At 70.0% G+C, this 13,335-nt stretch carries 6 protein-coding genes; 2 read left to right on the plus strand and 4 right to left on the minus strand.

Annotated elements, in window-relative coordinates; all coding sequences use genetic code 11:
* Window positions 1-158: 158 nt before the first annotated feature.
* Window positions 159-1,574: a B12-binding domain-containing radical SAM protein gene (locus LXT21_RS37375; RefSeq protein ID WP_254043019.1), complete on the plus strand. Its 1,416-nt coding sequence runs from the start codon at window positions 159-161 to the stop codon at window positions 1,572-1,574.
* On the opposite strand, the gene LXT21_RS37380 is transcribed toward LXT21_RS37375, so the two are convergent.
* The 3 genes from LXT21_RS37380 to LXT21_RS37390 all read right to left on the minus strand — a co-directional run bounded on the left by LXT21_RS37380 (window position 1,559) and on the right by LXT21_RS37390 (window position 6,940).
* Entirely contained in the window at window positions 1,559-5,842 is a 4,284-nt protein-coding gene (locus LXT21_RS37380) for an AAA family ATPase (protein ID WP_254043020.1), read from the minus strand. The two genes, LXT21_RS37375 and LXT21_RS37380, sit on opposite strands and share 16 nt — an antisense overlap.
* Window positions 5,843-5,852: 10 nt before the next feature.
* Window positions 5,853-6,254 (minus strand): hypothetical protein, encoded by a 402-nt coding sequence (locus tag LXT21_RS37385; RefSeq protein ID WP_254043021.1) that lies wholly within the window; start codon window positions 6,252-6,254, stop codon window positions 5,853-5,855.
* A gap of 134 nt (window positions 6,255-6,388) precedes the next feature.
* Window positions 6,389-6,940 (minus strand): SLOG cluster 4 domain-containing protein, encoded by a 552-nt coding sequence (locus LXT21_RS37390; RefSeq protein ID WP_254043022.1) that lies wholly within the window; start codon window positions 6,938-6,940, stop codon window positions 6,389-6,391.
* A 251-nt stretch (window positions 6,941-7,191) separates the two neighbouring features.
* Here LXT21_RS37390 and LXT21_RS37395 point away from each other — a divergent pair, with 251 nt between their 5' ends.
* Window positions 7,192-7,503 carry a hypothetical protein gene (locus LXT21_RS37395; RefSeq protein WP_254043170.1) on the plus strand — a complete coding sequence of 104 codons (312 nt, stop codon included), beginning with the start codon at window positions 7,192-7,194 and terminating at the stop codon, window positions 7,501-7,503.
* A gap of 5 nt (window positions 7,504-7,508) precedes the next feature.
* Here LXT21_RS37395 and LXT21_RS37400 read toward each other — a convergent pair whose 3' ends face one another.
* Window positions 7,509-13,193 (minus strand): ATP-binding sensor histidine kinase, encoded by a 5,685-nt coding sequence (locus LXT21_RS37400; protein WP_254043023.1) that lies wholly within the window; start codon window positions 13,191-13,193, stop codon window positions 7,509-7,511.
* Between the last annotated feature and the right edge of the window lie 142 nt (window positions 13,194-13,335).

A 13,335-nucleotide genomic window follows, 5' to 3' on the forward strand; every position in this document is an offset into this window, starting at 1 on the left:
CGACGGACACCCGTGGCGAGTGACGATACTTCCGCTGGCATTTTGCCAAGCCGCCTTCCCAGAGGGATTCTGGAAACACGGTCTCGTGAGGGGGAGACCCGACCGCCGGCTGGCGGCTCCTCACGCGCGTCCGCTTCTTCCAGGAGCCTCAGCCCCGCATGCGGATCGCCGTCATCTCCACGTACACGCATCCCACCCGTCTGCGCATCAAGGAACCCTCCATCATGCAGTCGGCCGTGCCGGAGCTCATCGCCGGCCTGTGCCCCGAGCATGCCCAGGTGGAGATCTTCAACGAGAAGGAGATGGACCTCCCCCTGGACCGTCACTGGGACCTGGTCTTCTTCTCGTACCTGCACTCCTACTACGAGCACACCAAGGTGCTCTCCACGCTCTTCCGCCAACGCGGGATGACCACCGTCGCGGGAGGCCGGCACGCCAACCACTTCCCCGACGACGCGCAGGCGCACTTCGACGCCGTCATCACCGGCGAGCCCGAGTCCAACGTCCCCGCGCTCATCGCGGACTTCGAGCAGGGCCGGCTCCAGAAGCGCTACGCCCTGCCCTCCTCCGGCCCCACCGCCATCCGCCCGTACCGCTACGAGCTCATCGACTTCGAGCACAACAAGGTCCGCCTGCCCGGCATCGAGGCGTCGCGAGGCTGCCCGTTCCGCTGCAACTTCTGCGTCCTCACCGGCCACGAGCGCTACCGCTACCGCCCCGTCGCCCAGGTCGTCGACGAAATCCAGACGCGCATGCGCTGGAACCCCAACTACCTGGGGCTGATGAAGGACGCCTTCATCTTCCTGGACAACAACCTGGGCGGCTCCCCCAAGTACCTGCGCGAGCTGTGCGAGGCGCTCATCCCCCTGAAGAAGACCTGGGGCTGCGCGCTCACCTTCAACGTCCTCAAGGACGAATCGCTGGTGAAGCTGATGGCGAAGGCGGGCTGCCGCTACGTCTACACCGGCCTGGAGTCGCTCAACCCCGAGTCCATCAAGGCGATGAACAAGGGGCAGAACACGCTCTCCGAAGTGGACGCCGTCATCCGCCGCGTCTTCTCCTCCGGAATCCTCCTGTCCTTCGGCCTCATCGTCGGCTCGGACGGAGACACCAACGAGTACCTGGAGAAGCTGCCCATGTACCTCTCGGACCTGGGCTACTTCTCCGTCACCTTCCTCGGCATCGTCTGCCCCTATCCGGAGACGCCCTTCTTCCGCGAGCTCCAGGCGGAGAACCGCCTGCTGCCGGGCACCCTCAGCCGCGACTACGACGGCTACACCCTGTGCCACCGGCCGAAGAACCTGCACCCCTCCGAGGTCATCGAGCACTTCCACCGGCTCTGCGGCCAGCTGGGCAGCCTGCCCAACCTCGCGCGGCACTACTGGTCCAAGCTGACCTTGAGCAACCTGCCCCGCTACAAGCAGGTCATCACCTTCTCCGGGCCGGAAATCCTCAGCATCCGCAACCCGCTGAAGAACCCCGCCCGCCGCTACATCGCGGGGCTCGACGCGCTGGAGGACTGGGACACACGACAGATGGCGGCGCTGGGCCTGAAGCCTCAGCAGCTCACCTGACGCTCACCCGCCGGAGGTAACGCCTCCACCACGGGCACCAACCCCAGCTCCACCTCCAGCCGGTCCAACCGGCGCAGCTCCGCCTTCGCGTCGATGGACTCGAAGATGGCGCGCGCCCGGGCCAGGAACTCGGCGCGACGGTGCGGCAGCGCCACCGCCGCGTCGTGGTACGCCACGCCCGTCTCCCACCGGTTCGGCGTGTCCTCGAGAATCTTGATGGCGCGCAGGAACATCGACTCGGCCGCGGCGCCGCCCTTCTTCAGCGCCAGCGCGCGCGCCGACACGCGCAAGGCCGGGCCCTTCATGTACGGATAGCGCCACCCGAGCAGCCGCGCCTTGAACAGGCAGCGGCGGACGATGGCCCACAGCGTCTCGCGCGGCACCGCCTGCGCGCCCTGCTCCAGCGCGAACAGCGCGCCCTCCGCCGCGTCCACGAGGCCAATCTGGAGGAACGGCACCAGCACGTGGTAGCGCCACAGCGCCTCGTCCGCGCGCACCGCCATCAGCCCCGCCTCCTCCACCTGGTGCTCGCGCACCGTCACGTTGACCAGGTGGTTGAGGCTGGCGCACTGGTTGGCCAGGTCCTGCACCTCGATGCTGATGCGCAGCCCCTGCTCCAGCTCCGCGCACAGCTCGCCCACGTCGCCCTCGCCGCGCAGGTAGCGGCACATGGGCACCCACGAGTGCGCCCACCCCTGGTGCATGAGCGCGTGCAGCTCCTCGCCCATCTTCCCCATCTCGACGTACGCGGCCTCGGCGCCCTCGAAGCGCGAGGCGAGGAACTGGCTGGAGCCCAGCATCATCAGCCCCGTCTGCACCTCCCACATGTCGCGCACCTGGCGCAAGAGCGCCATGGACTGCTCGGCGTACTGCGTGGCCTCCGCCTGCTTGTTGCTGAAGATGGACAACGTCGCCAGGCGCGACAGGGCGATGCCCTCCGCCGAAGGGTCCCTTGCCTGCCGCGCGTAGCTCAGCGCCCGCTGACACCAGCGCCTCGACAGGCCGAGGAAGCCCGAGCCGAACAACAGCGAGCCGTAGTAGCTGCTCGCGAGGCTCAAGCCCCGCTCCCCCTTCGAGCGCTCCGCCATGATGGTGGCCACCATGGTCGCCCACGTGAGCTTCGCGAGGTCCTTGAAGTAGTAGATCTTGATGAGCGAGACGAGCGTGGACAGCTGCTTGAGGTACACGGGCAGCCGAGGCCCCAACGGCCGCGCGAGGAAGGGGAACAGGCCGTAGAGCAGGTGCAGCCCGAAGGCCAGCAGCGTGCGCAGCGCCAGCGAGAACAGGGTGCGCGGCATGGGGCGCCCCATCAGGTCCATGGCGCGCTCGAGCTCCTGGATGGCGCGCTTGGACTCGCCCTTCTCCTGGTGGGCGCGGCCCAGGCCCAGGTGCAGCTCCGCGCGGCGAGGGTCCTGGTCCTCGTCCGCCAGACACTGCTCGAACATGTGGATGGCGCCCGCGTAGTTGCCCGCCTGCAGCAGCGTCTCCGCCAGCTCCTGCATCACCCGGCGCGTCTTGAGCAGCACCTCGTCCGGGTCCAGCGCCTGGGTGAGGGCGAGGATTTCGATGGCCTTGTTGTAGTGGTGGACGGCGTCGTCGTTGGCGTACTGCGAGCGCGCGCCCCGCGCCGCCATCAGCGTGTACTCCAGGCCCTTCACCTCGTCGTTCCCGGCGAGGAAGTGGAAGGCCAGGATGCCCGCGGAAGGCGCGGTGTTCTCCCCCGCGCGCGCCTCCAGGAACAGCGCCAGGCGCCGGTGCAAATCCTCGCGCGAGGACACCATCAGCGTGTTGTACGCGGCGTCGCGGATGACGATGTGCTTGAAGATGCACGTGAAGGGCTCCTCCACCTCCAGGAGGATGAGCCCCAGGTGCGTCAGCGTGTCGATGGCCTCGCGGATGCGCTGACGCGGCACCGAGCCCGGGGCCAGCGCCGCCACGGCGTCGAGCGTGAAGATGCGGCCGATGACGGACGCCACCTTCACCACCAGCTTCTCCGTCTCGCTGAGCAGGTCGATGCGGCCGAGCACCACGTCCTGGATGGAGTCCGGCAGCACCAGCGTCTGCAGGCTCCGCTTGAGCTCGCGCCGCGCCGCGCCCGGCGACACCGGGCCCAGATAGCCCCCCTCCACCAGGCCCTGGACGATGGACTCCGCGAAGAACGGGTTGCCCTGCACCTTGGAGAGCAGCAGGTCCTCCAGCGCGGTGTCCGGCGGCTCCATGCGCAGGTGCACGCGCAAGAGCGCCCGCGTGTCCTCGTCGTCCAGGCTGGAGACGTCGAGCTTGCGCAGGTACGGCAGATGCTCCACGGCGCGCAGCTGCTCTCCGGGCCGCATCGTCACGAGCAGCGTCAGGCGCAGGGGCCCGAGCCGCGCGGCCACGTACTCGATGAGGTCGACGGAGATGTTGTCGGCCCAGTGCAGGTCCTCGAAGAAGAGCAGGAGCGGCGTCTTGCGCGCGTGCTTCTCCAGGAGCTGGAAGATGATGTGGAAGACCTTCTGGTTCTTGTGGCGCGCGTCCAGTCCCGAGGTGGTCGCGTCCTCCTCCACGCTCAGGCCGAGGATTCGCGCCATCACCGGCGTCCACTCCGGCCCCACGTCCTCCAGGCTGTCGAGCCCCTGACGCACCCGGAGCAGCTGCGCGTCCACGTCATCGCCCTCGTGCAGGGCGAACAGCTGCACCAGCACCTCCTTCCACGGGAAGAAGGGCGTGAACATCTCGTACGAGTAGCAGATGCCGTACAGGCTGCGCGCGCCGCGCGACTCAGCCTCCTCCACCACCCGTGCGCCCAGGCGCGACTTGCCGATGCCCGCCTCGCCGGACACCACGCACAGCCGCCCCTCGCCGTGGAGGGACTCCTCCACCGCGGTCTGCAGCTGCCCCAGCTCACGCCGCCGGCCGACGATGCCGCCCCGGCCCTTCACGAAGAGGCTGCGGCGCACCTCGCCCTTGAGCCGGAAGACGGGCACCGCGCGGGTGACGCCCTTGAGCGTGGCGTCCTCGACGAACTCCGTGGCGAAGCCGCCCTGCTGCAGCTTGCGCTCCGTCTGCGCGTCGATGTGGATGCCCACCCCGTCCGCGTACGTCATCAGCCGCGCGGCCAGGTTCACCACCTCGCCCAGCGCCGAGTAACCCTTGCGCCAGGGCGAGCCCATGTCGCCGAAGTACGCGTGCCCCGTGGCGATGCCAATCTGCAGCTCGCGCACGTAGGGATAGGACTCGCGCTCGCGCACCAGCTTGCACGCGAGGCGGCTGGCCAGCACCTCCTTGTTCTGCTGGGCGGTGGGCGCGCCGAACAGGACGTAGAGCACATTGCCCTTGTCCGTGAAGTCCGTCATCAGGAGCACGCCGCCGTGGTGCGCGCTCTCGCGCTGGACGTACTCGTAGAAGGCGTTCAGCTCGCGGGTGAAGGCCTCCACCTCGGACGGGCCGTGGTCCGTCTTGAAGCGCAGGAAGAAGCAGGTGAGCTCGCGGAAGTCGCCGCCCATCTCCTGGTGCGCGGTGGTGATGCGCGTGAAGAGCACCGGGTGCAGGAGCAGCGCGCAGCGGCCCACCAGCTCCTCGCCCCCCGGCGCGGCGAACACCGGCGGGGGCCGGGCCTCCAGCGGCACCGAGGGCTCCAGGCGATAGGCGCCGTCGCACTCCTCCCCCACGCGCGCCAGGTCCGGCAGGAGCGCCCAGGCCTCGGGGCTCAGCAGCACCTCGCCCACCCGGGCCCGCTTCTCCGCGGCCACCGCCTGCTCCAGCGGGCGGCCGACGAGCGCCGGGTGCATCCACATGCCCGTCGTCCCCAGGACGATGCGGTGCGACTCGCCCACGCCGATGCCGATGCGCGACGACACGCCGAAGCGCTGCCCCAACAGCTCCAGCCGCGAGAAGGGCGCGAGCCTTCGCTGCACGTCCAGCGCGCACCGGGCCGCGCGCGCCACCGCCTCCGCGTCGCCCTCGTCGGCCGCGGGCTCGAAGCACGCGAGGATGGAGTCGCCGGCGAACTGGTAGATGTCGCCGCCGTGCGCCTTCACGACGTCGATCATCTCCGTGTAGTAGCCGCGCAAGAGGCGCTGGAGCGCGTCGATGCCGCGCGGCCCTTCACCACTGAGGCGCACGACGATGGGCGTGAAGCCCGCGATGTCCAGCACCAGGATGGCGCCGCGCACGGACTCCACCGGCGGCAGCGCGTGCGCCTCCGTGTCCTCCAGCCTGCGAATCAGCGCGCCGGGGATGTAGGGCCGGAGCGAGGAGAGGACCAGGTCGATGTCGGCCGACGACATGCTGGCGCCCTCAGCCCAACGTCCTGAAGCGAATCCACATCGCCGCCACGCCCACGCCGGCGTAGAGGAACGTCTCGAGCGTCTCCGACAACGGCTGCGCCTTCCTCAACGCGCCCCACGCGTGCACCACCACCATGGCCGCGCACACCCAACCGATGAGCTCGAAGAGCGCCGGCTGGCTGCGCGGGTCCGGGATGTAGCGCACCACCGTGAGGATGATGGCCAGCGCCACGCCCCCCAGGCACCGGCCGAAGTACACCGTCAGGTCCGTGTTCCCCTGCATCGGCGCCCAGCCGAACCAACGCGACCAACGCAGCGGCATCAGGAGGAGCGGCAGGGCGAACACCAACAGGAAGAACGTCGTCGAGACGGCCAGGAACCAGCTTGCGAGTGGGTATTCGGCACTGATCATGTCGACGCACGAGGAACGACGCGCAAACCGAGTCTTCTGCGTGGAGCGACAGTGCCCCCGGCTCCCCATCCTAGTCGGTTTTCACCCGGCTTCGAGCACCCTCGAAGCGCACGAGGATTCCTGGGTTTCCAAGCTCAGGGGGCAGGAGAGCGAGCGGGCTCGAGGACTGCGGCGCGGAGGAATTCGGCCACGCGCTCCAGGGAGTCGGTGCGCTCCAGGCCGGAGGGGAAGCGGCGGAAGGCGTCGTGGGGGCCGAAGAGGATGATGGGCTTGCCGTAGCGGGCGCACAGCACGGCCTCGGCGGCGGTGCCGGCGCCTCCGGGCAGGGCCACGAGCGCGTGGGGGGTCAGGACGTTGATGTGGTTGCGGCTGAGTGGATCCGTACCCTGCTCTCCGCTCAGGGGCAGGTGGGTGTAGATGGCCAGCTCCACGCCCGGGTTGGGGTAGCCCTGGCGCGGGACGTATTCGCCGTCCTTCACCGTGCCGGGGACGATGCCGATGGAGATGCCCCGCCGTCCCACCACCTGGACGAACGCGTCCGCCGCCGCGCGCATGACGCCGCTGCCCGCGCCGGTGAGCAGGTCGAACCCCGCCTCGGCGATCCACCGCGCCAACGGAATGACACGCTCCAGGTGTTCCTGCCGCCCCGAACCGAACACGCCGATGATCCGCCTGTCCTTTCTCATGACTGGTTTGCTCCTTCCCGCGGATGTGACCGGCCCGACCTCCAGCTTCTTCCATGTGCGTCCCACGCATCCGGCGCAACCGTTCAGTGCGTCACAGAGTCCGCGTCCGCCGTTCACCGATGGAAGGATCCACCCTCCGACAGAGCCCGAAATGACACTTGCAGGACGCGGCGCGCCCAGGGCTGGGACCTGCCCCCGGAGCCATGGCCTGTCAGACCCCCGCCCTACCCTGCTTCACGTCAAGCCTGGAGGTGGCCTTGTTCGACACCTGTGGTGGATGTGAGCGACGTGGTGGCTCCGGTGAAATCTTCGACTGGTGCGCCAACTGTGAGTTGTCCCTGTGCCCGCGATGCATGACACGAGGGTGCTGCGACGAGTTCCCCGCGGAGTCGGGACGCGGCGCGCCCCGGTTGTTGCCGGACCCGCCCGAGGACGACGACCTCCCCCTGCCCGAGCACTTCGGTGGGCGGTGCTGCTCCAGCGCCCGCGCGGTGGCGTGCTCATGCGCGTTCCACTGGGTCTGCGAGCGGCACGGCGACCAGCACATCGGCACGCACGACTGAGGGCGTCAGGGATTGCTGGCGCGGAGGTCCGCGGGCCCCTCGCTCGGCAGCTCGACGGTGAAGCGGGCGCCCTCGCCCTGGATGCTCTGTGCGCGGACCTGTCCGCCGAGCGCCACGACGATTTCGCGGACGATGAACAGGCCCAGGCCCAGGCCCCCGTATTCGCGTGACGACACGGCGCGCTCGAAGCGGCCGAAGATGTGAGGCAATCGCTCGGCGGGGATGCCGATGCCCTGGTCGATGACGTCCAGCTGGACGTGTCCCTGAGCGTGCGCCAATCGCACCTCGATGGGGCTGCCGCTGCCGAACTTGAGGGCGTTGGACAAGAGATTCGTCACCACCTGCTCCAGGCGGACGCGGTCCCACCGGCCGATGCAGCCGGACGCCAGGTCCAGGCAGATGCGTGATTGGGAGCGCTGGATGGCGTCGCGCATGCCCTCCGCCACGTCGCGCACCACGGAGGCCAGGTCCACCTCCTCCAGCGTCAGGTGGAGGCGGCCCGTCTGGATTCGGGAGACGTCGAGCAGCTCGTCGACCAGGTGCGCCAGTCGCCGCGTCTGGGCCTGGGTCGTCTTGGAGACGCGCTGGACGGCGTCGCGCGTGGGCACCTCGCTCCGGGCGAGTCCCTGCACGGAGAGCTGGAGCGCGGTGATGGGGGTGTAGAGCTCGTGCGCGGCGATGGAGAGGAACTCGTCGCGCAGGCGGATGGCGTCCTGGGACTCGTGGTACAGCCGCGCGTTGTCCAGGGCGATGGCCGCGCGGCGCGCCAGGTCCTGCGCGAGCTCCACGTCCGAGGGTCCGTAGCGTTTGCCCGGCACCGAGGACACCAGCGAGATGACGCCCAGCATCCGTCCCCGGGCGATGAGCGGCACCGCGAGGAAGGAGCGGGCCTTCAGCGCGCGGACGAGCGTGATGTGAGCCTCATCCCGGCACAGCCGCTCCAGGACCTCCTCGGTGACGACGGGGATGAGCAAGGGCTCGCGGCTCCTCAGCACGGCGATGGCCGGCTGGGACGAGTCCCAGTCGGGTGTGTAGAACGACTGCAGGTCTCGGGCGACGCGCTCGTGCCCCGGGTCGGCGTGCGCGGTGGAGAGCCGGCGGATGGCGCCCGAGGGCTCCACCACGTCGATGGCGCAGAGGGTGGCGAGTGAGGACACGCACAGGCGCGCGAGTCGAGACAGGGTCGCCTCGAAGTCCAGCGCCTCGGCCAGCACCACGCTGCTCTCGGCGAGGAAGCGCACGGCCTCCTCCGCGCGCCTTCGCTCCTCGAACAGGAGGCTGTTCTCCAGCGAGATGGCCATCTGCGACGACAACAGCTGGAGCACGCGCACCCGGTCCGGGGTGAAGGCGTGGGTGGCCAGGTTGTTCTCCAGATACAGGACGCCCATGGTGCGCGCGTGGCGGCGGATGGGCACCACCAGGGCGGACTTCACGCGCTGCCGCGCCACGTACGCATCCGACACGAAGTGGCCCTGGTGCACGGCGTCTCCGAGCACCACCGCGTCCCCGGTGCGGAAGGCGTGCGCCAGGAGCGTCTCGGGCACCAGCATCGAGCCCACGAGGGGAAGCTGAGGCCGCGCGAGCGGCTCCCCCACTCCGCCCACGGCCGTGAGCACGAGCGCGCCCTGCTCCTCCAACACCAACGCGCCGCGCTGCGCGCCCGCCACCTCCAGGCACACCGCCATCAACTTCTCGAGCAGCCGCTCCAGGGCGACCTCGCCCGACAGCGATTGCGCCGCCTTGAGGATGCTGAGCAGGTCGAGCGACGCGCCCCGGAAGTCATCCCCCGTGGGGGTGACCGTCTGGTCCCACAGGCCGGACTCCTGCACCTGGAGGTCGGGGAACTCCTCCTGGAGCGCGGACACCACGGCCTTCGCGCCCCAGCGGGCGAAGCCCTCCCGCGCCGCGCGCAGGTAGAGCGAGGCCACGCGCTTGCGGCCCAGCGCGCTGTACAGCCGCCCCGCGAGCACGTTCGCCAGCGCCTCGTCGTGGGGATGCCCCTCCTCCCGCGCGCGGTCGATGGCCTCGTCGAAGAGCTCCGCGGCGTCGGTGAAGCGGCCATCCAATCGGGCACGCTCGGCGCTGAGCAACAAGTAGCGGTGGCGGAAGTTCTCCGGCCCCTTCGCCGCCCAGTGATGGAACTGGTTCCACGCTCCCTCGACGAGGGCCCGACGCTCCTCGAGCGAGGCCTGGGCGCCGCTCCCCGCCGCGTGCACCAGCGCGCCGAAGAAGGCGTACTCGGTGACGGTGAAGAGCGACGGCATGAAGCGCAGGTGGGGCTCGGCGGCGCGGAGCATCTCCCGCGCGCCCGACAGGTCTCCGAGCAGATAGGACGTCTGGAGGCGGAGGATGAAGAACTGACCGAGGATGGTCGGATCCCCCTGCGCCTTCTCGAGGAACGCACGCGTGTCGAACGTCGCGTCGTCGTACCCCGCGCGCTCGCGGGTCCGCCCTTGGAGACAGCGCACGGCCTGACGCAGCGCGAGCTGGATGTCCGCCATGGCGCGCTGTCCGCTCTTCTGGTCGAACGCGACCGCCGACTCGCTCTCCGCGTGGACGCGGTCCAGCTCCGCGCCCATCCGCAAGCGCGTGAAGCTGAGGCTGGCCAGCAGATAGGCGACGTACTGCGGCTCACCGCTCTCGAGCCCCGCGGAGATGCCCCGGCGCAGCAACGGGATGGAGGAGCGCAGGGGCTCACGCCAGTGGCGCATGTAGAAGAGGAACGCGGCGAGCACGCGGCACTCCTCACGTGGCTCGTCGAAGCGGCGGCTCAGCTCCATGCCCAGGTGGCTGAAGGGGTGGCCGGCGGCGTAGTCGCCCCGGGACTCGCCGAAGACGAGGCCGAAGCACACGTACGCGAAGGCGGAGTACACGCAGTTGCCGTGGCGCAGCGTGAGGCCCACCATGCGCGTGTAGATGAACGAGAACATCGGCGGGTCCGAGAACCAGGCCGCGATGCCGGCGTTCATCAAGAGGCGCATGCAGCCCAGCTCCGCCTCCGCGTCCATGCGCGGCGCGGACAGGAGCTCCTCCTCGGAGCGGCTCTTCCACAGGGCCTCCACCTGGGGCAGCTCCGCGCGGAAGGCCTCGGTCGCATCGCCCTCCGGCAGCTCCACGCCGAACAAGCGGAGCCCCTCGCGTGCGTGTCGGAGCGCGGACTCGTGGTCCCTCGCGAAGATGCTCGCGTTCATCCGCAGGACGTAGAGGTCCACCTTCTCCAGCGGCGTGCGCGCGTGCGCCATCGCCGTGTCGATGAGGCGCTCGGACAACAGACGGTCTCCGGTGAGCTGCGCGCACTCGGCCGCGTCCCGGTGGAGCTGGAGCATCTGCTCGGTCCGAGTCACCCAGGCGTCCTCGGGCAGCAGGGCGCGAGCGCGCATCAAGTACGCCAGCGCGGCCTCGAAGGCGGAGGAATCCCGCACCTTGCGTCCCGCGCGCAGGTTGAGCTCGGCGAGCCACGTGCGTTCGTTCGAGTCGCGCACCACGTCGCCGCCCAGGTGGTAGTGGTCCACCACCTCGCATACGCGAGGCTCGCTCTCCGCGCCCCGTGCGTCGGCCCAGAGCTGACGGGCGATGGCGCGATGCACGGCGGCCCGCTCGGCCTCCGACAGGAGCGAGTACGCCGCGTGCCTCACACGGTCATGCGCGAAGCGATACGTGGCCTGATGCACTGTCATGAGGCCGGCCGGCTGTTGGGACGAGAAGCGCGGGCCACGCCCCTCCGGCACGAGGAGCCCCGCGCGAAGGGCGCTCCAGAGCGCTCCCGCCGTGTCCTCCAGGGGTGCCTCCACCACGCGCGCCAGCAACCACAGGTCCACCTGCCCTCGCATGCACGCGGCCACCGTCAGCAGTCGCTGCGTCGACGCCGGCAGTCGACGGATGGCGTCGAGCATCAGCTCCACGACGTTGTCGGTGACCTCGGCCTGCGCGATTCGCTCCAGCTCCCAGTGCCACGTCCCCGACTCCAGGTCGTACGTGAGCAGCCCGGTGCGGTGCAGGTGCCGCAGGAAGTGGCCCACGGAGAAGGGATTGCCGGCGGTCTTCTCCAGGACGAGCCTGGCGAGCGGCTCGACGTCCTTGGCGTCACCCTTCAGCGCGTCCGCGCACAGCGTCGTCAACGCGGGCAGGTCCAAGGGCCCCAGCTCCAGCAGGAGCGGCGAGCCCCCCACGGCGGAGAGCGCGGTCCGCCAGCGCTCCAGGGGATGCGTCGCGCCCCATTCGCCTGGGCGCCAGGCGCCGAGCACCAGCAGATGGTGCAGCTCCGAGTCCGTCGACAATCGCGAGAGCAGCTCCAGCGTGGCGGCGTCCGCCCACTGGAGGTCGTCGAGGAAGAGCACCAGCGGGTGCTCGGCCGTGGCCAGGTCTCGCAGGAAGGACTGGAGCATCAACAGGAAGCGACTGCCGGCTTCGCGCGGGCCCAGCGCGACGACGGGGGGCTGTTCACCGATGAGTCGCTCCAGCTCGGGGACGAGCTCGGTGAGCATGCGCCCCTGTGTCCCGAGAGACTTCCGCAGCCGCAGTCGCCACGCCTCCACGCCTTCGGGCGGCAGCTCGAGGACACTCACCACGAGCCCGCGCACGGCCTCCATCAGCGACGCATAGGGGGTCTGTCCTCGCAGCTCGGGAGACCTGCCCGTGAGGAATTGTCCCGCGCCCACGCGCTCCCGCAGGACGTTGGCCAGGGACGACTTTCCACTCCCCGAGGCGCCAGCGAGCAGCACCCACTCGCGAGAGCCCGCTCGTGCGCGCTCGAGGGCCGCCTCCAAGAGGGCTTGTTCACGCGCCCGGCCGTAGAGCTTGTCGGGCAGGCCCAGCTCGCGCGCGAGGTCGTGGCGGCCCAGCTCGAAGGAGATGGGCGTTCCGGGACCGCGCCAGCGCCGCTGGATTTCCCGCAGGTCGGCGACGAGGGCCTCGGCGCTCTGGTAGCGCTCCTCGGGGGACTTCGCGAGCAGGCGGAGCACCACATCGGAGAGGAGGCCCGGGAGCGCCGGGTTCCTGTCGACGGGAGGAGTGGGAGGCTGCGCCAGGAGCGCATGCACGAGCTGCGCGGCGTCGGCCGAGAGAAAGGGCGCCTCGCCCGTGAGCATCTCGTAGAAGGTCGCGCCCAATGCATACAGGTCCGCGCGGTGGTCCACGCGCCGGCCCATCCTGCCGGTCTGCTCGGGAGCGATGTAGCGCAGCGTGCCCTCGAAGCCGCCCGGGACACCGGCGCTGCGCACGAGGCCTTGCACGCTGGTGGCCAGGTCGAAGTCAATCATCACCAGGCGGCGACCGCTGGACGCCACGACGAGGTTGGCGGGGTTGAGGTCGCGGTGGATGACATGCCGCCGATGCAGGGCGCCGAGGGTGGTGGCCACATCGAGGGCCAGTTCCAGGAAGACGTCCACCTCGAGCGGCCCCCGTCGCAGCAGGTCTCGCAAGTCCTGGGGACCGGCGTCCTCGAGGACGAGGGCCAGGTGGCCCGACACCTCTTCGAGGGCGATGACGTTGACCACCCCGTCGACGGCGGACAGCTCGCGCAGCATCACGTGCTCGTGGCGCAGCATGCCAGCGCTGCTCTCCGCGAGCGGACCTTCGCGGACGACCTTGAGCACCCGAGCACCGCCGTCGGGGGTCCAGGCACGGAGCACGTCATACCGGTGGCCCCGGTAGATTCTCCGAGCGTCTTGCAAGCCGGGCAGCTCGAGCATCGTGCCCCCCCTCGGCGACGACCCTACTCGTAAGCTGTAACGGACGATGCGGGCGCGGACCTGTCCAGAGAGGCGGGCCGCCTCCCGCTCGGACGTCAACAGCACACACGCGCGCCCTCACCGGATTCGCACGGACCTGAGG

It is taken from the genome of Myxococcus guangdongensis (genome assembly GCF_024198255.1).
Taxonomy (GTDB): Bacteria; Myxococcota; Myxococcia; order Myxococcales; family Myxococcaceae; genus Myxococcus; species Myxococcus guangdongensis.